Origin of the sequence: Rhodococcus sp. IEGM 1372, from assembly GCF_030056835.1 — a bacterium.
GTDB lineage: Bacteria > Actinomycetota > Actinomycetes > Mycobacteriales > Mycobacteriaceae > Rhodococcoides.
The window spans coordinates 69,748-93,476 of the sequence record NZ_JASHKS010000006.1; the positions used below are offsets into that span (position 1 = coordinate 69,748).

Here is a 23,729-nt window from a genome sequence, read left to right on the forward strand (position 1 = left end):
CAGTTTGTCCTGGTCGACTGAGATATGTCTGAGAGGGGTGCCCAATCCACCTACGGAGTGGGTAGGTGCTTGGCCAGCGGGAGGTTCCACTTTCGCCACAGCGCGAGCAGACGCAACCCCGTCGCGAGCAGTGTTCCCACGATCAGACCCACGTTCTCCGGCAGACTCACAGCGTCGGCCAACACGACGGCCGACGCACCGAGCAGCGCCGGCAGCGCATAGAGGTCGCGGTGCAGCAGCAGCGGAACTTCGTTGACCAGAACGTCACGGATCACGCCGCCCGCCACGGCAGTCGTCGTGCCGATGAGAGCTCCGGCCAACGCGCTACCGCCCGAAGCCAAGGCAATCGTCGCGCCGGTCGATGCGAACAGGCCCATCCCGAACGCGTCGAGCACCAGAACTCCGCGTCGCACCTTGCCCATCTGCCGATGCGCGACGAACACGACCAGCGAGGCCAGGAAGCCGACGGTGAGATTCGGCCACGTGTCCAGGGACGTCGGCGGGTGGATGCCGAGCAGCAGATCACGAATGATGCCACCGCCGATGCCCGTCGTGATTCCGACGACGCACACCCCGAACAGATCCAACCGGCGATGTACTCCGATCAACGCACCGGAGGCCGCGAAGGCCGCGATACCGATCAATCCGAGCACGTCGAGAAGCATCGGACCAGCATGTCACGGCGCTGACAGGGATCTGACAGCAACATCCGAGGCCCGCCCCAGCATCGGCGAGCAGCTTTGAGACATAACCGATCACGACAACGAGGAGCACATCATGCGCAGTGGATTCAAGAAGTCGATCGCAGCCGTCGCAGCCGCCGCGGCACTCACGCTCGGTGGTGGAGCCGTCGCCAACGCGTCGACGCCCGACAACCGGATCGAGATCCCGGACGTCTACGACATGACCGCGACGGCAGCCGAACAGACCCTGGAGGATCTGGGCTTCACGACCGTCAACATAAAGGGATCCGACATCGACGGAACTGCGATCGGAACCAACTACCAGAAGGGCGTGGAGGTCGACAAGAACGCCGCCATTCTCGTGATCACCGGAAAGACCAGCTGACTCGACCACACGGTCCCGTCGTCGTCGGCGGCGGGACTGTCCGCGTTGCGGTTGCAAGCGATAGTCTCGGTGCGCAGCAGAATTTCGCAGAACCGAGGTGAACGAACAAGTGCCGATCATCGACAACGCCGTCTACGTGAACGGAAAACGCACTGCCAATCCCGAGAGCCTCGATATCACCTTCGAGGTCATGCGTGAGCGGCACGGAATGGCGTGGATCGGGCTGTACCGACCCGAGGTCGCCGAAATCATGGCTGTGGCAGACGAGTTCGGCCTGCACCGGCTCGCCGTCGAGGACGCCATCGCGGCCCACCAGCGACCGAAACTGGAACGGTACGCCGAGCAGCTGTTCGTCGTTCTCCGGCCCGCGCGATACGTCGACGAGACCGAAAAGGTCGAATTCGGCGAATTGCACATCTTTCTCGGTCCGGACTTCGTCATCACCATTCGCCATGCCGAATCCCCTGACTTGGCGATGGTGCGAAAGCGCCTCGAAGGATCTCCCGAACTGATCGAACTCGGACCCGAGGCGATCCTCTACGGCATCCTCGATCAAGTGGTCGACGAGTACGTCCCGGTGGTGACCGGACTGCAGAACGACATCGACGAGATCGAGGATCAGCTGTTCACCGGCGACCCGTCGGTATCGCGTCGTATCTATTCACTGCTCCGCGAAGTGTCCGAATTCGACCGTGCTGCAAAGCCGCTCGTCGAAATGATCGAATCGCTCAAGCGAGGGTCGGACAAGTACAACGTGGACGTGGAACTGCAGCGATACCTGCGCGACGTGCACGATCACGCGATCCGAGTCTCCGACCGCATCGAGTCCTTCCGATCCAACCTGCAGAATGCGTTGACCGTGCACTCGACCATCGTCGCGCAGCAGCAGAACGAAGAGATGCGCAACATGACCGAAGCCAGCCTGGAGCAGAACGAACAGGTCAAGCGCATCTCGTCATGGGGTGCAATTCTTTTCGCGCCCTCCCTGATCGCCGCCATCTACGGCATGAACTTCGACGACATGCCGGAATTGAAATGGCAACTCGGCTATCCGATGGCACTGCTCGCCATGGCGATCTGCTCGACTGCACTGTTCGTGGTGTTCAAACGCCAGAAGTGGCTGTAGTGCGGCTCCGCCGCAGTGGCGTGGTTGAGTGCCCTCCACGGCACTCGACCGCACCACTGCCGCAGGCACTCAGGACGAACCGAACCTCGGGCCGATCGGGATGTCGCGGGTGAAGGTCAACCTGTCGAACTCGTTGCCGTATTCGTCGATGGCACCGATCGTCATTCTGCTGGCCGTGATGCCCGGAATGCCCGGCACCACATCGACTCTGACGAACGAGTAGTTCAGGAATCGCACCCTCGACCAGGTGATGGATTCGGCCGACTTCGTGCCGTCGGGTGCCCACACGTAACTGTTGGGAACTGCGGTGTCCGGCAACTCGTTGCCGCGGTAGCTCACACCCTCGCCGTCCTGGAACGTGTAGCGGGGACGTCCGCCACCGCCGACGGTGTAATACACGGTGCCGTCGGTCTTTCCGTCGACCGTGGCGTTGTCACCGGCCACCCGCGTCGCACGATTGCCGCGAATGGGATCGGTGCGCTCGAAGACGTGGTTGTGGGCCTGGAGCACCACATCCACCTCGTACCTGTCGAACAGCGAAACCCATGCGTCGCGCACGCCGCCGTCGCTCGCATGCGTCGACGTGGTCGAGTACGCGCAGTGGTGGAAGAAGCAGACGATGAAGTCGATGTTCGGATCGGCACGGTACTTCGCCAATGTCCGCTCCACCCAGGTGTTCTGGGCCCCACCGCTGTACCCGGTATTGGCTTTGATCTCGTAGCTGACGTCGTTCGCGTCGAGCGAGAGCACCGCGGTGTTGCCGTAGACGAACGAGTACGCCGACGGGCAGCCCTTCGGGCCGTTGCTCGGCTGATCCAGACGCGCCGCATGGCCGCCGTATCCGTTGGGGCTGTACAGCGCTTCCATGTCGTGGTTGCCAGTGGCGAACAACCACGGCGCGGTCGACGCACTGGCTTCGATCGCCTGGAAATAGCCGTCCCAGACGAAGGGGTTGAACTTGTCGAATCCCTTCGGCGGCGTCTGTCCGTGCTTCGCGAACTGTGGCGGCAGACCGGCACCCGACGGGTCCGCATACGCGATGTCACCTGCGAGGATGTGGAAGTCCGGGTGCGAGGCCTCGATCTGCCGATTGATGTTGCGCGCGTGCTTGACCGACGGTTCGTTGTCGGCCTTGTAGTACTGGTCGTCGTAGTCGCCGGCGACCAGGCCTTCTGGTTGCGAGGGTGTTTCGTCGACGCCCTGATCGCCCATCATCGTGAACCTGAACGGTGCGATTCGGCCCGACGGCAGCGCCGGAGATGCGCTGCGAATATCGCTCACGAAGCCGTCGGCGGTGCGCCAGCGGTAGTAGTGCGGCAACTTCGGCGTCAGATTGTCGACGGGTACGTGCACGTAGTACTGCTCGGCCGAGAGAATCCCGCCGTCGGTCTGCGGAACCTGGCTGATCAGGTTCCGCACCTCGGCCGACGTCGTGGCGCCCAGCGCCGGCGTGGGGCCGCGGTCGAGAAAGACTCCGGTGAGCCCTGGGTTGCGAGAAAGCTGAGCGGAGAACCGCAACTGCGTCGCCGGGTCGTTTCCGAATCCCATGTGCCGACCGGCCACGGCCAGCGGAGCCTCCTGCGCATAGGCGGTGCGCGCGAACACCGAATTCCCGACGCCTATCGCGGCAGCCGTCGCGGCCGCTCCCACCAGGAAGTTTCGGCGACTGACCGGGTGCCGCCGCAGGAACGACCGATGCCAATCGTGCTGCTCGGCCATGGTCATGTTCTCGGCGAGTGTGCCCGGGATGCCGGTTGCGACGGTCTCGCCTGCGGGATTGAGCGTCATTATTCGATCGTGGCGGTCACGCCCGCTCTATCCGTTAACCAACCGAAGCACTTGAGTGAACAGCACGAGAACACCGATGCACAACGGGACGAACGAGGACAATCCCGTCGTGCATGGAAACTCGTGACCTACTACGAAACTCCACGCACGACGGGAGGTGAACTCAGGTCCCCTTGACGTTGAGGATCTGCCGCAACTCATGCTCGATGCTCACCAGGTCCCGGGCATCCTCCATCACGACATCGATCGACTTGTAGGCGTCGGGAATCTCGTCGATGAAGTCGGCACCGGGGCATCCCAAGCACATGCCGTACTTTTCAACCGAGAAGTGCGCCGCGGCCGCAGTCCCCTCAAACATCGGTGCCGTCCGCGTGCCGCAGTCTCCAGCGACGGATGACTACGGCACTCTCCGTTCGGCCGAGCACTCTGGCTGCCTCCTTCACGGTCGAGGACAACGCAATAGCGTCCTCCTCCGCCGACCACGACCTTTTTCCTAGGAGTGGGCGAGCACGCATTCCCGGTGGCCTCATCCAAGCGGCGACTGACTCTGCCGCCAATCGTTTTCGATCCAGCGCGAAACAACCTGGAGGGTAGGCCCACTCAGCCAGACGCGCCGCTGGGTCGTTCGCGACAATCAACGAGAACACGTCGTCGCGAGTGTTGCGTTTTGCGGTGCGAAGAGCCCCGCTAACTGTGCGTACCGTCGAGCAGAAGAAGTCCGCCAAGCTGGACGAGGCCGTAACAAAACCTACGAAAGGCACACCCGTCCGAGTGAATCCGACACTGCCATCGCCATCGAGCAATCCTCGGAAGTATCCCCGCTGATGAAACGGGCCGACAGGCGGAGCCACCTGGTTGGACTTGCGACCGGCCGGAACTCCGCACAATTCCAGTTCGCGTCGGAATGCGAGGTTGCAGACACGCCAGGTGGCACTTGTGTACTCAGAAGAAAAATTCGTCGTACGCGTTCTCGTGGATACGGAAGATCTGACACCATCGAAAAGTTGTGGAAGCCGCGTCAGCAAGTCGATGTCGACAGCCGATAGTTCGATGGTTGCTTTCCCTTTTTGCCCTTTCCCGCTTTCGAGATGACCGTCGGTTTGAAAAAGTCCGATGAAGTAGGCGTGATCCTCGCGAGTCAAATCGATGATGGGCATATCGACTATTGTCGGCCGACCCACCGACAAAGACAGGTTGTCAGGATCCTCTACCTTTAGCCGGCTCCTACACTCCCCCACCGAATGCGAGTCCCAACAGATACGTCGCCCCAGCCGCGCCGTAGCCGATGGCCAACTGTCGCAGTGCACGTTTGACCGGTGGCCCACCGCTGAGCAGTCCCACCACCAGGCCCGTGCAGATCAACGCGATTCCGACAAGAACTGCGGCAACGGCAAGTGCCACATAACCTTCGAGGCCGAACAGATACGGCAGCACCGGGATGACGGCACCGGAGGCGAAGAAGCAGAAGCTGGCCCCGGCGGCACCGAGGCCGGTTCCGATGGACTCGTGTTGATCGACATCGGGGGCCATCTCGTCGGCAGGTAGTAATCGCAGCACTTCGGCGGCTTTGGCGTCGGCCTCCTCGTGCGTCATTCCCCGCGCCCGGTAGACCAGCGCCAGTTCGTTGGCGTCGACGTCGAGGTGTTGGACGGCATCGCGCGCGGCACTGTCGGGGGACGACGCCTCGAGCAGTTCGCGTTGCGAGCGGACCGAGACGTACTCGCCCGCGCCCATCGACAGCGCGCCGGCGAGCAGGCCCGCGAGTCCGGTGACGAGAACGATCTGATTGGACACACCGGATCCGCTGATGCCCAGGACCAGAGCCAGGTTGCTCACCAAGCCGTCGTTGGCACCGAACACTGCGGCCCGGAACGTGCCGGACAGTCGATTGCGACCGCGGGCAGCGAGTGCCCTGATGACCTCGGCATGGATCTGCTCATCGGCCGTCATGGCGTCGGTGGCATCGGAGTCGGTGGCATACGGAGAGCGCGTTTCGGCGCGCTGCGCCAATGCGAGCACGAACACCGACCCGAACCGACGCGCCAGCACACCGAGGATGCGGGTGCGGATGTCGCCCTTGAGCGGCATGCCGACCCGCTCGCCCAGTAGGTTTCGCCAATGCTGCTCGTGGCGGCCCTCCGCGTCGGCGAGTGCGAGCAATATCTCGCGTTCCTCGCCAACGCGTCGACCTGCCAGATCGCGATAGACGGCAGCCTCGGCCCGCTCGTCGGCGAGATACTGCCGCCACCGCTTCACATCTCGCGCACTGGGTCCGTCGTTCATGAAAGTGAAGATAGACCCGTCGAGGGTCAGCTCGGGTCGTACACCCCGGTCTGCACTGCTTTGACCAATCTCCGTGGCACTCGAACCTCTCGACCTTGGAAACGCACGGTCACCAGATCAGGGGCAACGGCTTTCCACTGCGCACGACGGCTCCTGGTGTTCGAGCGCGACATCTTTCTCTTCGGAACAGCCATGGTTCAGGCGTCCTTTCGGCTTCGTCGACCGTAACGCTTCTCGAATTTCTCGACGCGTCCCTGCGTGTCCATCACGCGGGCGGCTCCGGTCCAGAAAGGGTGCGATTCGGACGAGACGTCGACGACAATCAGCGGGTAGGTGTTGCCGTCCTCCCATTCGGTCTCGCGCGCGGACGTGACGGTGGACCGGGTGAGGAACTTGTTGCCGGTGCTCGAATCCTGGAACACGACCGGGTGGTAGTCGGGGTGGATGCCTGGTTTCATTCTGTAGCCTCTCGTGATTGTTCTGCGTACGGGGATTCGCTGCTGTCGCAGGGGTCTTCGTGCCACTGACCGAAGGGATCGATCCAGCCGGACCACGCCGAGGGGTCCGTCATCTCGTCGTCGGATACCAACGCCCACTGCAGGGTTCGGTCGATCTCGGTGGGGTCGGCCTCGTGCACGAGGATCACCAGCGAGGTGTCACGGTCGCCAAAGTTCTCGTCCCATCGCAGCGCCGCCATTGCCCGCCGGGTGGCGTCGACGCGGTCCTGTTGCTCCGGTTCCATTGCGGCAAGCCACTTTCCGGCGCTCGCGACACGAAGACCGCCGCCGGCCGATTCGATCCACAGCGCTTCGTCGGGCTGAGTGGCGACCCATGCCCGCCCCCGAGCGGTGACGACGCCGTCGAGCAGCACGTCGATGGCCTCGTGCAATCGTTCGGGATGAAAAGGCCGTGTTGCGGTGAACTCGACCAGGGTGACGCCGCAGTCGACGGCCAGCGGCGGCTGACCACGCAGCAATGGCGAATGCGCGTCGGTGATCGCACCGCGACGGGCATCGGCGGGCACGGACGCGAGAAGCGCTGGGGCGTCGACCATTGCGTCCTGAGAAACCCAGACGACCGGCGCATTCGGTGCCAGCCGCGCGAGGACGGCAGCAAGCCGGGCCCGCTCCCACGCGTCGACGTCCGGTCCCGCGGTGACGACGAGCGCATCGGCATAGTCAACCTGCCCCACCACCAACTGCGCGACAGTTCGATCGTCGTCACCACTGGCGACGATCCCTCGGTCGGCCATGGCGTCGTCGCCGGTGGCGTCGGCCAGCCAGGTTGCGGCATCGAGGCAGTCGACCACCGCCTCGATGCGGACGTCACGCGAGGCCGGGCCGTCGATCTGCCCGACGACACCCGCAACGACGACGTTGTCCACGGCCCAGCACAGTGCCTCGGGCTCGAGCGCGGGGTCCATGGCGAGCACGATGCGATCGACGTTGCTGCGGGCGGACAGTGCGCGCAGCAGCGGAAGCAGATCCTCCCGAAGTGTGCACGAGACGCAGCCGTGCGCCAGCTCCAGAATGGTCTCGCGCGGGTTCTCCCCCAATACGGAGAGTGTGCGACGCACGACGCCTTCGGCGACGCGGCTCAGATCGTGGCGGACCGCGACTGTCCCCGGCGCGAGCAGCGACGTCACGACCGCGTCCATGGCTCCGGTCCAGCCGGAGACGAGGACCATCGGGGTTCGATCGTCCGGTGAGTTGTTCACGAGCACCCTTCTTCTCGACAACGATTGTCATTCTCTGAGGATGCACGCTACATTCGAGATCACGCTTTGTCGAAAACGATTGTCATAACGGAAAGAAAGGAGTGCTCGTGTCAGCGCACTGCCAAGTCACCGGCCGCACCCCCGGCTTCGGAAAATCCGTCTCGCACTCCCACGTGCGAACCAGCCGTAGGTGGGACCCCAACATCCAACGCAAGACGTACTACACACCCAGCCTCGGCCGACGCGTCACTCTCACGCTCTCGGCCAAGGGCATCAAGACCATCGACCGCGACGGCATCGATGCCGTCGTCGCCAAGATCCGCGCACGTGGGGAGAAGATCTGATGGGCAAGAGCACGGACGTCCGTCCGATCGTCAAGCTGAAGTCGACCGCGGGGACCGGCTACACCTACGTCACTCGCAAGAACCGTCGCAACGATCCCGATCGACTGGTGATGAAGAAGTACGACCCGGTCGTGCGCAAGCACGTCGATTTCCGAGAGGAGCGATAGCCGTGGCGAAGAAGTCGAAGATCGCCAAGAACGAACAGCGCAAGGTCGTCGTCGCCCGGTGGGCAACCCGTCGCGCCGAGCTCAAGGAGACCATCCGCAGGCCCTCGAGCAGCGACTCCGAGCGCGCACAGGCCCAAGCAGCACTGCAGCGTCTGCCGCGCGATTCGAGTCCGGTACGATTACGCAATCGTGACGCTGCGGATGGACGTCCGCGCGGTTATCTACGGAAATTCGGGCTGTCCCGCGTGAAAATGCGCGAGATGGCTCACCGTGGGGAGCTGCCAGGCGTCCACAAGTCGAGCTGGTAAAGGGAAAAGGTTTCAGATGGCAGTCAAGAGAGCACCGTCGAAGAAGGTCCGCGCAGAGGCAGGCCGTCGACCGAAGAAGAACCCGTTGAACGCCGCCAAGGTCACCACGGTGGACTACAAGGACATCAACCTCCTTCGTCAGTTCATCTCGGACCGCGGCAAGATCCGCAGCCGTCGGGTCACCGGGCTCACCCCGCAGCAGCAGCGCCAGGTCGCTGTCGCAGTGAAGAACGCTCGTGAGATGGCATTGCTGCCGTTCACCAGCCGCTGATCCAAACTTTCGTTCAGAGAGGCCACGTAGCCATCGGCTACGTGGCCTCTCTGTCGTTCCCGATCCAGAGATGAGCAGTCCGTAGATGTCCGGCGTCCTCGAGGGCTTCACCGTCATCTTCGTCGTCATCGCACTGGGTTACCTGCTCGCCCACCTGAAAGTGCTCGGCGAACACGGCCAGTTCGTACTGAGCCGACTCGTGTTCTTCGTCGCGACGCCCGCACTGCTGTTCGTCACGCTGGCGAACTCGGATCTGTCGGTCATTCTGTCGCCTGTACTGGCCGTAGCCGGCACCACCGCACTGCTCGTCGGCGCCGTCTATTTCGTCATAGCCAAGCTGGCTCTGAAACGAGCCGTGCCCGACGCGACCGTCGGCGCACTCGCGAGTTCGTACGTCAACGCCGCCAACCTGGGTATCCCGATTGCCGTCTTCGTGCTCGGCGACGCGAACTTCGTCGCTCCCCTGCTGCTGTTCCAGATCATGGTCTACACCCCGATCGCGGTGACCATTCTCGATGTCTCGACGGAGATCGAGAAGGTCTCGGTGCTCAAGACCGTCACCACACCGTTCCGGAACCCGATCGTGCTGGCCGGCGCAGCAGGATTGGTTCTGTCCATCACCGGGTTCGAGCTGCCCGAGGCCTTGATGCAGCCTTTCCAGCTCGTCGGGAACGCGTCCGTCCCCGGCGCGTTGCTCGCCTTCGGCCTGTCTCTCTACGGTGCCCGAGTGCTGCAGAAGGGCATCAGTCCACGACGGGACGTGGCCCTGGCCACGGTGTTCAAGATGGCACTGCAACCCCTGCTCGGCTACCTCATGGCCCGGTTCGTGTTCGGTCTGGACGGGCACGATCTGTTCGCCATCGTCGTCGTCTCGGCGCTGCCGACCGCGCAGAACGTGTTCGTCTTCGCCAGCCGCTACCAGCGCGGGGTTGTGCTCGCCCGAGACACTGCGTTCGTGACCACGCTCGTCTCGATCCCCGTCATCGCACTCGTGACACTCTTCCTCGCATGAGCCGAACACAAAGGTTCTCCTCAGCTCACAGCGCTAGTTTGGTCACATGAGGTTTCTCGCTGCAGGAGTCATGTTGTGCCTGCTGCTGGTCGGCTGCAGCACCGCCTCCGGCAGCGACGACGAGACGACGCCGACGGTCGGATCCACCACACCGGTCGGTCTCGCTCAGCAACCCAGCGCACCTCCGGTTCCGCACGAAGTGCCCGTCGGCGACGTCGGCACGATGTTCGAGCCCACCCCCGATCTGATCCGCGCCACCACCACTCCGTTCGAGTCGTGGAGCCAGGTCTCCCCCAACACCATCGCGGTCCACTTCGTCACCGGCACTCCCGAGTGCTACGGAGCCGACGCGTCGGTGACCGAGACCGACACCACCGTCACCATCGAACTGCGTACCGGGACCAAGCCCGACGCCGCCGACAAGTCCTGCATCATGGTGGCCGTCTACGCCACCATGCAGATGACATTGGCCTCTCCCCTCGGGAGCCGCACCATCCTGAATGCGGCCTGACCCTCACACAGGTAGGGTCCGGGCGGTGAGCGATCATCTGCCAGACCGAGATCGAAGCCGAATTCGTGCGGCCGATGCGGACAGAAATCTGGTCGCGCAGCTGCTGAGCGACGCCTTCGCCAACGGCCAACTCACCGTCACCGAGTACGACGAACGCACGGCAGCGGTGTACCGGGCAAAGACCTACGGCGAACTCGACGAACTCACCGGAGACCTGGTCCTGTCTCCACCTCCCGCACGTGCACCATCCGGTGGCTCCGCGAACGACCGCGTGATCGCCATCATGAGCGGTGCCGTGCGCAAAGGCGAGTGGACCGCGGCGGCGCGCATCGACGCGTTCGCCTTCTGGGGTGGCATCGAACTCGACCTGCGCCGTGCGTCGTTCTCCGCCGAAGAAACCACCATCAACTGCGTGGCCATCATGGGCGGCATCGAAGTCACCGTGCCGCCCGGAGTGAGCGTCGAGGTCCGCGGCATGGGCATCATGGGCGGATTCGAGCACATCAGCGCGGCCCACCCGGGTGCACCGCGCGTGGTCGTCACCGGCTTCGCGTTCTGGGGTGGGGTGTCGGTCGAGATCAAGGACCCCGACAAACCTAGGATCGCCGACGCTTGAGGTAGTCGGTCACCACCGCAGCACCGAGTCCGTCGAGATCCGGCGCGATGACGCGTCCGCCCACACGCTCGGCCATCTTGTCGACCACCCGAGCCAGACCGGGATCGTCGCCGAGCCGGAAGATCGTCACCTGCGCCCCTAGTTTCGCAACGGTATCGAGCTCGCGCACGGTCAATCCCAGGGTCTTCGAAGACGGCGGGTAGTCGAAGAACGCGTGACCGTCCGGCTCGAGATGAGCAGTCGGCTCACCGTCGGTGACGATCAACACCACCGGCTGCGCGTTGGGATGACGCCGCAGATGCCGCACCGCAAGCATCAACGCGTGATGCAGATTGGTGCCCTGATCGTAGGCACCGTCCAACCCGGCCAACTCCGAGGCCGTCAATGTCTGTGCGTGCCTGCCGAATCCGATGAGTTGCAGGTCGTCACCGCGAAATCGGGTGCTGACCAGGTGATTGAGCGCCAGTGCCGTGCGCTTCATCGGCACCCAGCGGCCGTCCATCACCATCGAGAACGACGTGTCGACCAGCAGCGCCACCGCAGCCTGCGTTCGCGTCTCGGTCTCGCTGATCTCCACATCGGTCACCTGCAACTGCACCGGGAAGCCCGATCCTGTTGCCGCCGAGCGCAGTACCGCATTGTTGACCGTCCGCGTGACATCCCACGGCTCGGTGTCACCGAACTCCCACGCTCGCGACGCTCCGGTGGGCTCCCCCATCGCACCCGCCTTGCGGGTGTCTCGCTCGCCGCCGCGCCGGGACAGCTTTCCCGCGACGTCCTTGAGCGCAGACTGCCCCAGCTGACGCATCGCCTTGGGTGACAGACGCCATTGCCCGTCGGCACCCTTGTCCATGAAACCCTGCTGCTGCAGGGCCTTTTCGAGCTCGGCGAGCATTCTGGCATCGGCCGCCGCCTCGGGCCCGAGTTGCTTCAGCAGGGCGTCGGCATCGATGTCGTCCAGTGCGGCACCGTTGTACTGCTGCGAGAGCTGATTTCCCAGGTTCTCGAGATCGGCGATGTCCTGGAGCGCACCGGTACCGTCGCCCAGGCCCATACCGTTCTCGCCGCGGAAGTTCTGCGAGCCGTCCCAATCCTCACCGGGCCGGGCCTGCTGGAGATTCTGATCGAGCTGATCGAGCTGATTCAGCAGATTCGAGTCGCCGAAGGCCTGCTGTGCCAATGCATCGAGCTCGGCCCGCTGCTCGGGCGTCAGAGAGTTGCGCAACCGCTGCGCCGCTGCCGCCCGCTGGGCGAGCGAGTCCAACAACTCGTCGACATTCTCGGGGTTCTCCGGGAAATGCTGACCGTGCTTGTCCATGAACTTCTCGAACTGCTCGTCGGTGTCCTCGCCCTTGTTGTGGGCGTCGAGCATTTCGTTGAGGTCCTTCAGCATGTCGCTGATGGCCTGACGGTCCTCCTCGGTGGCACCTTCGAGAGCTTGCTTCATGCCCGCGAAACGCTGATCGAGCATTTCGCGTCCGAGCAGATCCTTGATCTTCTCGTAGTTCTCGCGACCCTCGGACGAACGCCAGTCGTAGTCCGAAAGTTCCTGCACCGCTTGGGCAGTGGACGGAGACAGATCGCCGATCTGCATCTCTTGGAAGCGAGCATCGTCGTCGAGAGCACGCGCCAACGCCTTGCGCTCCTCGAGTACTGCCTTGTCCAGCAGCTCACGTACTTCCTGCAGCGTGCCGTCGAGGTTGTTCTTCTTCAACAGATCTCGACGACGCTTCGCGGCCTGCGCGGCCAGGTCGTCGAGCCCGCGCATGTTCTTCGTCCCGCGACGCAGCATCTCCTGCAATGCCCGACGCGGTGACGCGCCCTCGAGCACGTCCTCGCCGATCGCGTCGAGCGCCTCGCGCAGATCCACCGGTGGCGCAAGGGGATCCGGACCGTCGTGATACCGCCCGTATCTGGAGCGACGCATCAGCTGTACACCGTCTGACCGTCGTCGTCGGGGTCCTTCGAGATGCGACGCGCGAGGTAGAGGCCCTCGAGGGCAAGTTCGACGGCGGCCGCCTTCTCCCCGTCCGAGGTGGCGTTGAGCCGCTCGTGGATGTCGCCGATGACCTCGACGTCGGGCAGCTCGTCGAGCAGCGCCTTGGCGGTGATGCGGTCGCCGGTGACGATCGGTTCGCCGGTCTCAACTGCCGTCACCAGAGCTGCGAGGTTGATGCCGCCGAGATGTGCTCGGACGGTATCCGCGGTCGCGCGGCGCAGCATGTGCTCGAGCACCTCGATTTCGCGGCCTTCTTCGCCGGATTCGAATTCGACCTTGCCGCGCAGCACCTCGATGATGGTGCCGAGATCCACCGGCCGGGCCACGGGCTCGGCCTCCCCCAGGATTGCGGCTCGGTGAACGGCTGCGGCAGCGATGGTTTCGGCTGCGGCGATCGCGAATCGGGCGGAAACGCCGGAGCGCTGGTCCACCGACGGCGACTCGCGCAGCAGTCGGGTGAATCGGGCCAACACCTCGAGCAGGTAGGTCGGGACTGCGGCCTGCAGCTCCGCTTCCTGATCGATGACGGCTACCTCGGCGTCGAGTTCGAGGGGGTAGTGAGTCCTGATCTCGGCTCCGAAACGGTCCTTGAGCGGGGTGATGATGCGTCCGCGGTTGGTGTAATCCTCCGGGTTCGCGCTCGCGACCAACATGACGTCGAGCGGCAGGCGCAGCGTGTAGCCGCGAACCTGGATGTCGCGCTCCTCCATCACGTTGAGCAACGACACCTGGATGCGCTCGGCAAGGTCGGGGAGCTCGTTGATCGCAACGATGCCGCGGTGGCTACGCGGGACCAGGCCGAAGTGAATGGTTTCCGGGTCGCCGAGGCTGCGGCCCTCGGCGACTTTCACCGGATCGACGTCGCCGACGAGGTCCGCCACCGAGGTATCCGGGGTCGCGAGCTTCTCGGCGTACCGCTCGCTGCGATGCCGCCATTCGACGGGAAGGTCGTCGCCGAGTTCCTTCGCCTTCCTGATGCTGGCAGGGGTGATGGGCTCGTAGGGATGCTCACCGAGTTCGGCTCCGGCGATCACCGGCACCCACTCGTCGAGCAACAAATTCAGGGTGCGCAGCAGTCGCGTCTTGCCCTGCCCGCGCTCGCCGAGCAGAACCACGTCGTGACCGGCCAGAATCGCGCGCTCGAACTGCGGCAACACCGTCGAGCCGAATCCGACGATCCCCGGCCACGGATCTGTGCCGTCACGCAATGCCTTGAGAAGATTTTCCCGCAACTCTTCCTTGATCGACCGCTGCCGATGTCCGGATGCCTTGAGTTCGCCGAGAGTGGAGATGCCAGGTTTGGTAGAGGTCACTTCTCCACGCTACGAGCGTTTGCCGAAAGCTGCCATCTAGTGGTCGGTTGTGGTTCCGTCGAGTTCGCACCTATGCCACCTGAACTGGACAAATCGCCCGCATAAGTGCGAGCTCGCTACACCGGTGCGCCTGCCGCTCGAAGCGCGGCTCTGACGCGTGCCACAACGTCGTGAGGTCGCAGCCGCAGTTGCTCGGAATTGACCCGCACGATCTGCCAATAGCACTGCTGCAACTCCTCGGACCTCTCGATGTCACGGGTCCGCTGACGCTCGTCGAGCCAATGGTGAACGCCGTCGTACTCGACCCCCACCCGCCAACGTCGCCACCCCAGGTCGATCCGCGCCACGAACCTGCCGGAACTGTCACGGATCTCGACCTGGGTCTCGGGCGTCGGCAGGCCTGCCCCGACCAGTAGGAGCCGGGTGCGCGTCTCCTGTGGCGATTCCGCTCCACCGTCGACGACATCGAGTGCACTGAACAGGCACCGAATGCCTCGGGTGCCCGGCCGCTGCTGCGCATACGCACGTACGGCTTCCACGTCGACCCCGGTTGCAGCAACCAGTGAATCGAGGAGGACCACGGATAGTGGCGGCTGGACCCAGCGCCCGATATCGAATGCCGTGCGCACCGGTGTGGTGACAGCAATTTCCCCGACGACGCACACATCATCGCCGTCGAAGGCATCGCGATGGATTCGCAGACCGGGCAACTGATGCGACCTTCCGTTCGCCAGCACACTCGGCGGAGCGCTCGGGTCGATCCACTTCGCGCCGTGGATTGCCGCCGCGGAGACCCCTGCAATCACGGCACCATCGCCGACACAGATCGATGCGGCGACGGCCATCGTTCGCGCATCGAGAACGGTCCCGTCGCAGACATACGTGTCGCGAAAGACCCTCACGTAGTTGCGACTCAGCTCGTGCCTGCTGAGAGCGCCCGAGCGTATTGCCTGCGAACCCCGAAACGGTCCGACCTGAATCCCCATGGCTCAACCCTGGCAGGGTCGACACCTCGAAAAGGGCCCGCTCAGCGATCTGTGGATAACTTTTCATCCATCCACAGATTGTCGAGTTCGCAGTTATGCGGCCGAAAGTGAGGTATGTGGCTGCATAACTGCGAGCTCGGCGTCAGGCACTAGTGCGCGAAGTGTCGCGATCCCGTCAGATACAGCGTCACGCCTGCATCCTGTGCCGCGGCGATCACTTCGTTGTCGCGTACCGAACCACCCGGCTGCACAACGGCTTTGACGCCTGCGGTCATCAGTACCTGCAAACCGTCGGGGAACGGGAAGAAGGCATCGGAGGACGCCACCGAGCCGACGACGCGATCCCCGGCTCGCTGAACAGCGAGATGGGCGGCATCGACGCGGTTGACCTGGCCCATTCCGACGCCGACCGACGCCCCTTCGTGGGCGAGCATGATCGCGTTGGACTTCACGGCCCTACCTGCGCGCCAAGCGAATTCGAGATCCTTCAGGGTCTGCTCGTCGGCAGGCTCGCCGGCAGCGAGGGTCCAGTTGGCAGGATTGTCGCCGTCTGCGTCGAGAACGTCGCGCTGCTGCAGTAGTGCGCCGCCGGAGATCGGCTTGAGTTCGACGCCCGAGGTGGACGGAGCCTCCGCCAGCAGTACACGAATGTTCTTCTTGCGCTGCAACACTCCCAGAGCACCGTCGGCGTAGGACGGCGCGATGATGACCTCGGTGAAGATCTCGGCCACCTGCTCGGCCATCTCGACGGTGACCTCGCGGTTGGCCGCGATGACGCCGCCGTAGGCACTCACCGGATCGCACGCGTGGGCCTTGCGGTGCGCCTCGGCGATGTCGTTGCCTACGGCGATACCGCACGGGTTGGCGTGCTTGATGATCGCGACGGTGGGCTCGGCATGATCGAAAGCCGCCCGCCACGCCGCATCGGAATCGGTGAAGTTGTTGTACGACATCTCTTTACCGTGCAGCTGCTCCGCCTGCGCGATGCCGGAGCTCGCAGGATCGACGTAGAGCGCCGCAGCCTGGTGCGGGTTCTCGCCGTAGCGAAGCACGGCCGAGCGATCCCAGGTTCCGCCGATCCATTCCGGGAACGACGATTCGGTGTCGGGGGTCAGCACATTGCTCATCCACGACGCCACCGCGACGTCGCAGGCGGCCGTGTGCTGAAAAGCTTGTGCCGCAAGGGAAGTCCGCTCGGCGAGGGTGAATCCGCCACCGGCCACGGCCGTGAGCACGTCCTCGTAGCGGGCCGGGTCGACCACCACGGCAACCGAGGGGTGATTCTTGGCTGCGGCGCGCACCATCGACGGTCCGCCGATGTCGATCTGTTCGACGCATTCGTCCGGCGTCGCCCCGCTGGCGACGGTCTCGGTGAACGGGTACAGATTCACCACGACGAGCTCGAACGCCTCGATGCCCAATTCCTCGAGCTGCGAAAGATGTTCGGGCTTACGGGTATCGGCGAGCACTCCGGCATGCACACGAGGATGCAGCGTCTTGACGCGACCTTCGAGGGTCTCGGGGAATCCGGTGAGATCCTCGACCTTGGTGACCGGGATCCCGGCGTCGGCGATCTTGCTCGCCGTCGATCCGGTGGACACGAGAGCGACGCCCGCACCGTGCAAGCCGGTCGCCAGTTCGATCAGTCCGGTCTTGTCGTAGACGCTGACCAGCGCGCGGCGCACTGCTTTACGTTCACTCATCGGATTATCTGAGCCTTTCGTCCATCGGAGGTGACACCTGTGGTGGCCACGGCTGCGATCACGTCGACCAGCAACCGTCGCTCGACAATCTTGATGCGTTCGTGCAGAGCAGCTTCGTCGTCGCCGTCGAGAACCGGCACGGCTTCCTGCGCCAGGATCGGCCCGGTATCGACGCCGGAATCGACCAGATGAACCGTCGAACCGGTCAGTTTGACGCCGTGGTCGAGTGCGTCCCGCACGGCATGTGCGCCGGGAAACGATGGCAGAAGCGCGGGGTGAGTGTTGACGATGCGTCCGGTGAAGGCCCCGAGAAATTGCGGGCCGAGAATCTTCATGAAACCGGCGGTGACGACGAGATCGGGCTCGTGCGCCAGAACGGCGTCGGTGAGCGCGATGTCCCACTGCGCTCGATCGGCGTAGTCCTTCAATCCGACTCGAAAGTTCGGCATTCCGGCCTCGTCGGCACGGCGGGCTGCGTCGCACTCTCGATCGACTCCGACGGCCACGATGCGCGCGGGATAGCTCTCGGCAGCAGTCGCGGAGATGAGCGACTGCAGAAGCGAGCCGGTCCCCGATGCGAGGACGACGACCCGCGCGGGTGTCTCACGCAAGGCAGTCAGCGCACTACTCCTGAATTGTCGAGGCGGATCGTTCGAGCCAGCGGAAAGCCTAGTCGCTGCGCCGTCGAGCCCTACCGGGCAGGTCCGTCCCGGTCTCCTGGAGGTGCAACGACCTCGGCATCCAGCGGTTCAGCGGTAGCAGCCTCGACGATCGCGTCCGGTTCTTCGGCCGCTGGCATCTCGGCCGGGACGTCGTCGACGACCTCCGCCTCGACGACATCCTCGACCACCTCGGTCTGTTCGTCGTCCTCCGATTCCGACGGGGCGGCCTCGGATGGGGCGGTCTCGGACGGGGCGGGCTCGATAGCCAATTCGGCCGCAGGTACCGGCATCGGAACGGGCTCGTCGCGAGTCGGCTCGGGTTCTGCTCGACGCCACACGACGAAAGCTGCGGAGGCGGAACCGACGACGGCCAGCCACGCGAACGTCAACAGCCCGAAGCTCCAGACGGTGACTTCGACTGTTCCGAATGTGCCGAGGTTTCCGCCCGCGGCGTAGCCGAGCAGTGCTGCGAGCGCTCCGGCCGCGGCCGCAACGACCCATACCGAGGACACTGCAACCTGGATGTCGGCGCTGCGGATGGCGCAGTCGCGGCCGAGCATCAGACCGGCACCGATCGGGACGACGAGCATGACGACCCAGATCGTCTGGGCCGATCCTTCGGGGAGGACGGCCAGGATCGGCAGCGGTGGCAGCGGTCCTCCGGTGGTGGAGAACAGGCTGACCGACGCCTCGCCGAACCCGGCTGTGGAACCGGTGGCCACCGCGAGTGCACCGATGACGATGTTGGGGAGATAGAGCACGGACAGCACGGTCAGCCCGAGCATGCCGACCACATCGCCTCCGCTGTCGAGCAGTGCGCCAGCGGTCTCCCAGGAGACGAGCAGGGCGAGCAGTACGACGGCCGCCCCGCCTGCAGTGAGGATCGACAGCACGCGCACGAAGGGCGCAACGAGCGCGCGGACCCAGTCCGGAAGTCCGCGCCGGATCACCACCGAGTCCCAGCACGCGAAGAGCAGACCGGTTCCGGATGCGGCCGCGTGCACGCCTGCGGCCCAGGAGAAGGCAACGAGAGCATTGGGACTGGACAGTCCGATGACGGTGGACGCGTCCTTGGCGACGGCCAGAGCGATGGCGGTGACGGCGAGCGGGCCGGCCATCGACGCCGCGAATACCCACCGAAGCACGCGACGGTCGGTGTCGGAGTCCACCGCGTGGTGGACGGTACGAGCGACGGACCAGCCGATGATCAGGGTCGGCAGCAGCGGTGCGACACCCAGGGAGGTGCCGCCGATGCTCAGGGGCACCAGGTGCACGGCGAACCACGAACCGGCGATCGCTCCGAGCGTTCCGGTGAGGTCGCTGTTGGCCGAGACGAGGGTGACCAGAGCAAGGGTCGTCGCGATCACCACGACGAGTCCGGAGGTCTTGAAGGCCAGTGCGGCGAGCATGCGCGACTGATCGGGCGTCGGTCCGGTGCTCGCGCGGGGAGCCCGGGCGGCCGCGCGTCGCGTCTCTCGGTTCAATAGATCGCTCATCGCAACGAGAGTCGCATCATCTTCGCGGCGCGCCGGTCAGGCGCGCCGCGAAGTGGGTTGTGATGCCTGAATCAGTCGTTCTTCTTCTCGTCGTCCACAGCAGGAGTGGCACCGAACGACTGCGTGGGCGCGCCGTACGGCGTCGACTGCTCGCCCGATTCGGGCTCGTCCGACTTCGCCGGAGGCTGGCCGTATCCCGAAGGCTGGCCGTATCCCGAAGGCTGGCCGTACTGGTACTGGTTCGGCGAATAGGCCTGCCCGCTCGGACCGGTGTACGGCGGCGGTGCATAGCCGCCCTGAGGCGACGAGGGGTTGGGGGCGGACTGTCCGTACGGCGGCTGCCCACCCGGGTTGTAGGAATGCTGACCCGACGCCTGTCCGCTCGGTGCTTGACCGCTGAGACCTTGACCGCTGGGACCTTGACCGAAGTTCGACGAGGTTCCCTGAGGCTGACCGTACGACGGCGGGTTGCCGTAGGCCTGCGGTTGCGAGGGTCCACCGAACGACGTCGTCGGCGCGTTGTACGGGTTCTGCTGGCCGTATCCGGGCTGCTGATTCTGGTTGCCGTAGCCCGCAGGCTTGGGAGCCGGAGCCTTGACGATGCCCGCGTCGAGCAGCAGTGCCAGCACCGCGGCGGCTGCTTGGACGAAGCCGAGGACGAGCACCAGGATCGCACCGATACCGAGCGAGCTGGTGGTGCTGGCGAACTCGTTGCCCTCTGCGCTGGGCAGGCTGAACGACTGGAAGACCAGCACCAGCCAGCCGGCGATCGCCAGGGCGGCAACCACGGCCTGATTCCTGGCATCCTTCTGTATCAGCGAGGCACCGGCGATCAAGCCCGCTGCCAGCAGCAGAGCAACCGACACCGCGCTTCCGCCGGAGGCGAAGAAGGTGGTGCTGAACGACGTCTGGATGCTGCTCGGCAGTTCCTGAGACGAGGTGACCTCCGCGGTGACGAGGTCCAGCAGGCCGAGCAGGAAAGTGACGACGCCGAGCCCGAGGATCACGAAGGTAAGAATCCTCGGCAGATTCGCCAGACCTGATCCGGGCGACTTACGTCCGGACGCGGCCGGCCCCGGTCCGGCCGGTGCCGAGGTGCCCGGCACCGGAGGGCCGAAGGGATTGGACACCGACGGCTGGTGAAAGGGCTGGTTCTGTCCCGGATGACCCTGCGGGTTGGACGACGGCTGATTCGGCGAGGACGACGGGCCGTAGGACGGGCCACCTCCGCCGTAGCCACCAGAGTTGGAGCCCCCTGTTTCAGGGCCGCCGGGCGAGTAGGTCATCGCGTCTCCTCATCTGAGATTGTCCGTACCCCAGGTCGGTCGGGTCCGAGAACTCACGCTACTGCACGGACCCGACCGATCACGGAACCGAAAGGTCAGCGGGCTGCCACCAACTCCTGGTCGTTCGCCTCGGCGGCCTCGAGTTCGCGAACCAGCGGCAGGACTTTCGCCCCGAAGTACTCGATCTCCTCCTGGAAGTGCAGGAAGCCGCCGAGAATCAGGTCGACGCCGCGGCGACGGTAGGCCACGATGCGCTCGGCCACCTGCTCCGGGGTGCCGATCAACTGCGTCTTGAACCCGTCGTTGTACTGAACGAGGTCCTCGAACGTCGAGTCGGCCCACATTCCCTTCTTGTCGCCCGTCGAATTGCCGGCCTGTTGCACCGCTCCCTTGAAACCTTCGACGGCAGGCTTGTTGGCCTTCTCGATGATCTCGCGCAATGTGTCTCGCGCTTCCTTCTCGCTGTCTCGCGCGATGATGAAGCCGTTGAGCCCGAACTTGACCTCACGCTGGTGATCACGCGCGACGCGTCGGAGATTGTCGAGTTGCTCGGTGACGCCGTCGAAATCTTTGCCGTTGCTGAAGTACCAGTCCGAGTACCGTCCGGCATTCTCCTGCGCTGCAGACGAATTGCCGCCCTGGAACAGTTCCGGGTTGGGACGACCGGGAGTGTTCAGCGGTTTGGGCTTGAGGGTGAAGTCGTGGATCCGATAGAAGTCGCCGCGGAAGTCGACGTCGTCCTCGGTCCAGATCTTGCGCAACACCTGCAGGAATTCTGCACTGCGACGGTATCTTTCGTCATGTTCGAGCCATGGCTCGCCGAGGTGGGTGAACTCGTCCTTGAACCAGCCACTGACGACGTTGACGGCGAAGCGGCCGTTGGACAAGTGATCCGCGGTTGCGCCGAGCTTGGCCAGTACCGCCGGCTGCCACAGCCCGGGATGCACTGCGGCAATGACTTTGAGCCGCTCGGTGGCCAGCAGCAGCGCGAGCGAGAAGCTGGTCGACTCGTGCTGGAACTCGGCCCCGTAGCTGGCTTCGTAGCGAACCTGACTCAGGGCGTACTCGAAACCGTTGTTCTCGGCCGTCTGCGCCAGCTTCTTGTTGTACTCGTAATCCCAGCTGGTGCGCTGTTCGATGGTGCTGGTGACCAGCCCTCCCGAGACATTGGGTACCCAGTATGCGAATTTGATCGCGTCGGTGATCTTTTCGGTGCTCATGTGTGCGTCATCCTTCGGCGGATCAATGTGCCATCCACGCACTCACATGGCGTGAATGGCACATTCATCCGGAAATCGGGGGTCGGATCGGGGCCAGAAAGGTGGGGACTACGAGTACCAGGTGGGCTCGGGCAGTTCGCCCGTGAGAACCCAGCGCCCGACCTCGCGTCGCTTGTATGCGACCGGATCGTGCAGGGTGTGCGTACGTACGTTGCGCCAGAAGCGGTCGAAGCCGTACTTGCTGGCCGTGGCTCGGGCGCCGAGCGCCTCGAACACCGTCGACGTGATCTCGAGCGAGACCTCGGTGGCGCGAGACTTGACGGCGGCGACGCGCACCTCGTGATCACCGCGCTCCTCGGCGGTGACGTTCCAGGCGTTGTCGTGAATTTTCTGTCCTTTCAACGCCACTGCGTCGGCGAGAGCTTCGACGGCCCAGAGCTTGGAGGTCAGATCGCCGTAGATGTCGATGATGTACGGCTCGTCGATGGCCTTGTAGACGGTGCTGTGCAGCCACGCACGGGTCTTGTCCTTGGTGTACGACGCAGCCTCCTCCAGTGCGCCCCTCGCGATACCGAGGTAGAAGTTGACGAACACCAGCTGGATGGTCGGCACGTTGAGAGTGTTGTAGACGCGGGGCTGAGAAGCCTTGTCCACGAATCCTGCCGCGCTGGCCCAGTCGACGCGAACCTTGTCGATGGTCACGCTGCCGCTCTCGGTCTGACGCTGGCCGATGTTGTCCCAGTCGTCGTGGAAGGACAGACCCTCGATGTTCGACGGTACGATCGCGAACACATGATCGGTACTGCCTTCGAGAGCACCTTCGAGCACGGTGACGTCGGAGACCCGACTGCCGGTGGAGAAGGTCTTGGAGCCGTCGAACACGATGGTGTCGCCCTCGTCGGTGACGGCGACATCGTTGTCACGAGGGTTGACGGCACCGCCGAAGAACCATTTGTTCTTCGTGGCGTCTGCTTCGACGGCCTCGATCTGTTCGGGGGTGCCGACGAGTCGTGCGGCCCAGAACCACAGCAGGTGGTATCCGAGCAGCTGACCGATGGAACCGTCGGCCTTCGAGACGGTGCGAATCACTTGATACGCCGTCGGCCAGTCCTGACCTGCGCCGCCGTGTTCGACGGGGCCGAGCAGGGTGACGAGGCCCGCGTCCTTGAGCAACTGCACCTCGGCGGTGGGAATCTCGCGGCCCTTGTCGCGAGCGACGGCATCGACAGCGAGCAGTTGAGCTACCTCACCCGCGCGGGAAATCCATCCGGCAGCAGTGGTGGGAGCGTCGGGCCAGTTCTTGGTGAGGGCACGGTTCTCGGTGGTTGTCATAACGATCAGTGAAGTCCGGCTCCGAGCCCGGGACCACACTTCGAATCAGCGTGATTTCAACAGCGCCCTCAGCTCCGCAGAATTTTCTCCATCTTCTTGCCCTTGGCAAGCTCGTCGATCAGCTTGTCCAGGTATCGGATTTTCTGCATCAGGGGGTCCTCGACATTCTCGACTCGGATGCCGCAGACGACTCCGGTGATCAGGGTCGCGTTCGAGTTGAGGTCCGCGGCCGCGAAGAACTCGTCGAACGTCGTGTCGTCCTTCAGATGGCGCTCGAGAGTTGGCTGATCGAAGCCGGTGAGCCAGCGGATGATCTCGTCGACCTCGGCTTTCGTCCGACCTTTGCGCTCGGCTTTGTTCACGTAGTGCGGATAGACCGAGCTGAAGGCGGTGGTGAAGATCCTGTGCACGCGCATCAATCTAGACCCCGTCGCGTGAATGTGACTTTGCCGCGCCCAGACGTGTGCAGTGGTCCATTGACGCGAACAGGGCGCGCGCACGAAAAAGCCCGCCACCGGATT

At 64.2% G+C, this 23,729-nt stretch carries 26 protein-coding genes and 1 pseudogene; 9 read left to right on the plus strand and 18 right to left on the minus strand.

The features are described 5' to 3' along the window. Positions 1-50: 50 nt before the first annotated feature. Positions 51-665 carry a trimeric intracellular cation channel family protein gene (locus tag QM590_RS09035; RefSeq protein WP_094669617.1) on the minus strand — a complete coding sequence of 205 codons (615 nt, stop codon included), beginning with the start codon at positions 663-665 and terminating at the stop codon, positions 51-53. A 112-nt stretch (positions 666-777) separates the two neighbouring features. Here QM590_RS09035 and QM590_RS09040 point away from each other — a divergent pair, with 112 nt between their 5' ends. Next, positions 778-1,068, plus strand: coding sequence for a PASTA domain-containing protein (locus QM590_RS09040; RefSeq protein ID WP_269594630.1), 291 nt, complete (start codon positions 778-780; stop codon positions 1,066-1,068). 109 nt (positions 1,069-1,177) lie between these two features. Continuing rightward, complete coding sequence (locus QM590_RS09045; protein ID WP_269594629.1) at positions 1,178-2,194, plus strand: magnesium and cobalt transport protein CorA; 1,017 nt, start codon at positions 1,178-1,180, stop codon at positions 2,192-2,194. A 69-nt stretch (positions 2,195-2,263) separates the two neighbouring features. Here QM590_RS09045 and QM590_RS09050 read toward each other — a convergent pair whose 3' ends face one another. The 7 genes and pseudogenes from QM590_RS09050 to mrf all read right to left on the minus strand — a co-directional run bounded on the left by QM590_RS09050 (position 2,264) and on the right by mrf (position 7,952). Continuing rightward, a complete protein-coding gene (locus QM590_RS09050; protein WP_269594628.1) occupies positions 2,264-3,982 on the minus strand; it encodes a metallophosphoesterase in 1,719 nt (572 codons plus the stop codon). A gap of 163 nt (positions 3,983-4,145) precedes the next feature. Continuing rightward, a pseudogene (locus QM590_RS09055) lies at positions 4,146-4,271 on the minus strand (RtcB family protein); the annotation flags it as partial. A 61-nt stretch (positions 4,272-4,332) separates the two neighbouring features. Continuing rightward, positions 4,333-5,139, minus strand: a complete 807-nt coding sequence (locus tag QM590_RS09060) for a hypothetical protein (protein ID WP_269594627.1) — start codon at positions 5,137-5,139, stop codon at positions 4,333-4,335. 67 nt (positions 5,140-5,206) lie between these two features. Further along, on the minus strand, positions 5,207-6,265 hold the full coding sequence (locus QM590_RS09065; protein ID WP_269594626.1) for a VIT1/CCC1 transporter family protein: 1,059 nt from the start codon (positions 6,263-6,265) through the stop codon (positions 5,207-5,209). A 26-nt stretch (positions 6,266-6,291) separates the two neighbouring features. Continuing rightward, positions 6,292-6,459 (minus strand): 50S ribosomal protein L32, encoded by a 168-nt coding sequence (gene rpmF, locus QM590_RS09070; RefSeq protein ID WP_269594625.1) that lies wholly within the window; start codon positions 6,457-6,459, stop codon positions 6,292-6,294. Positions 6,460-6,462: 3 nt separating this feature from the next. Then, positions 6,463-6,723: a type B 50S ribosomal protein L31 gene (locus QM590_RS09075; RefSeq protein ID WP_121870664.1), complete on the minus strand. Its 261-nt coding sequence runs from the start codon at positions 6,721-6,723 to the stop codon at positions 6,463-6,465. After that, positions 6,720-7,952 carry a ribosome hibernation factor-recruiting GTPase MRF gene (mrf, locus tag QM590_RS09080; protein WP_269594682.1) on the minus strand — a complete coding sequence of 411 codons (1,233 nt, stop codon included), beginning with the start codon at positions 7,950-7,952 and terminating at the stop codon, positions 6,720-6,722. The genes QM590_RS09075 and mrf overlap by 4 nt, the downstream gene beginning before the upstream one ends. A gap of 137 nt (positions 7,953-8,089) precedes the next feature. Here mrf and rpmB point away from each other — a divergent pair, with 137 nt between their 5' ends. The 7 genes from rpmB (at position 8,090) to QM590_RS09115 (ending at position 11,211) form a co-directional block, all read left to right on the plus strand. Beyond that, a complete protein-coding gene (gene rpmB / locus QM590_RS09085; RefSeq protein ID WP_269594624.1) occupies positions 8,090-8,326 on the plus strand; it encodes a 50S ribosomal protein L28 in 237 nt (78 codons plus the stop codon). Further along, positions 8,323-8,493, plus strand: coding sequence for a 50S ribosomal protein L33 (gene rpmG / locus QM590_RS09090; protein ID WP_170944568.1), 171 nt, complete (start codon positions 8,323-8,325; stop codon positions 8,491-8,493). Before rpmB ends, rpmG begins: the two co-directional genes overlap by 4 nt. A 2-nt stretch (positions 8,494-8,495) precedes the next feature. Further along, positions 8,496-8,801 carry a 30S ribosomal protein S14 gene (gene rpsN / locus QM590_RS09095; RefSeq protein WP_068050178.1) on the plus strand — a complete coding sequence of 102 codons (306 nt, stop codon included), beginning with the start codon at positions 8,496-8,498 and terminating at the stop codon, positions 8,799-8,801. Positions 8,802-8,817: 16 nt separating this feature from the next. Continuing rightward, complete coding sequence (gene rpsR, locus QM590_RS09100) at positions 8,818-9,072, plus strand: 30S ribosomal protein S18 (RefSeq protein ID WP_008719028.1); 255 nt, start codon at positions 8,818-8,820, stop codon at positions 9,070-9,072. 85 nt (positions 9,073-9,157) lie between these two features. Continuing rightward, positions 9,158-10,084, plus strand: a complete 927-nt coding sequence (locus tag QM590_RS09105) for an AEC family transporter (protein WP_269594623.1) — start codon at positions 9,158-9,160, stop codon at positions 10,082-10,084. 46 nt (positions 10,085-10,130) lie between these two features. Next, positions 10,131-10,595, plus strand: coding sequence for a hypothetical protein (locus QM590_RS09110; protein ID WP_068050174.1), 465 nt, complete (start codon positions 10,131-10,133; stop codon positions 10,593-10,595). A 25-nt stretch (positions 10,596-10,620) separates the two neighbouring features. Further along, the gene (locus tag QM590_RS09115; protein ID WP_269594622.1) at positions 10,621-11,211 is read left to right on the plus strand and encodes a DUF1707 SHOCT-like domain-containing protein; all 591 of its coding nucleotides are present in this window, start codon (positions 10,621-10,623) and stop codon (positions 11,209-11,211) included. On the opposite strand, the gene QM590_RS09120 is transcribed toward QM590_RS09115, so the two are convergent. The 10 genes from QM590_RS09120 to QM590_RS09165 all read right to left on the minus strand — a co-directional run bounded on the left by QM590_RS09120 (position 11,192) and on the right by QM590_RS09165 (position 23,624). Then, entirely contained in the window at positions 11,192-13,138 is a 1,947-nt protein-coding gene (locus QM590_RS09120) for a VWA domain-containing protein (RefSeq protein ID WP_269594620.1), read from the minus strand. The genes QM590_RS09115 and QM590_RS09120 overlap by 20 nt on opposite strands. Then, positions 13,138-14,523, minus strand: coding sequence for a sigma 54-interacting transcriptional regulator (locus QM590_RS09125; protein WP_149405130.1), 1,386 nt, complete (start codon positions 14,521-14,523; stop codon positions 13,138-13,140). Before QM590_RS09125 ends, QM590_RS09120 begins: the two co-directional genes overlap by 1 nt. A gap of 116 nt (positions 14,524-14,639) precedes the next feature. Then, positions 14,640-15,509 carry a DUF559 domain-containing protein gene (locus QM590_RS09130; protein WP_269594619.1) on the minus strand — a complete coding sequence of 290 codons (870 nt, stop codon included), beginning with the start codon at positions 15,507-15,509 and terminating at the stop codon, positions 14,640-14,642. Between the two features lie 149 nt (positions 15,510-15,658). Continuing rightward, positions 15,659-17,212, minus strand: coding sequence for a bifunctional phosphoribosylaminoimidazolecarboxamide formyltransferase/IMP cyclohydrolase (gene purH, locus QM590_RS09135; RefSeq protein WP_269594618.1), 1,554 nt, complete (start codon positions 17,210-17,212; stop codon positions 15,659-15,661). Beyond that, a complete protein-coding gene (gene purN / locus QM590_RS09140) occupies positions 17,209-17,832 on the minus strand; it encodes a phosphoribosylglycinamide formyltransferase (protein WP_068050161.1) in 624 nt (207 codons plus the stop codon). Before purN ends, purH begins: the two co-directional genes overlap by 4 nt. Before the next feature lie 71 nt (positions 17,833-17,903). Next, positions 17,904-19,370: a cell division protein PerM gene (locus tag QM590_RS09145; RefSeq protein ID WP_269594617.1), complete on the minus strand. Its 1,467-nt coding sequence runs from the start codon at positions 19,368-19,370 to the stop codon at positions 17,904-17,906. Positions 19,371-19,441: 71 nt separating this feature from the next. After that, a complete protein-coding gene (locus tag QM590_RS09150; RefSeq protein ID WP_269594616.1) occupies positions 19,442-20,656 on the minus strand; it encodes a DUF5336 domain-containing protein in 1,215 nt (404 codons plus the stop codon). A gap of 95 nt (positions 20,657-20,751) precedes the next feature. Beyond that, positions 20,752-21,876 (minus strand): dimethylsulfone monooxygenase SfnG, encoded by a 1,125-nt coding sequence (sfnG, locus tag QM590_RS09155; protein ID WP_068050155.1) that lies wholly within the window; start codon positions 21,874-21,876, stop codon positions 20,752-20,754. 108 nt (positions 21,877-21,984) lie between these two features. Next, positions 21,985-23,208: an acyl-CoA dehydrogenase family protein gene (locus tag QM590_RS09160; protein ID WP_269594615.1), complete on the minus strand. Its 1,224-nt coding sequence runs from the start codon at positions 23,206-23,208 to the stop codon at positions 21,985-21,987. 68 nt (positions 23,209-23,276) lie between these two features. Next, positions 23,277-23,624, minus strand: coding sequence for a DUF2200 domain-containing protein (locus tag QM590_RS09165; protein ID WP_094686700.1), 348 nt, complete (start codon positions 23,622-23,624; stop codon positions 23,277-23,279). Positions 23,625-23,729: the final 105 nt, after the last annotated feature.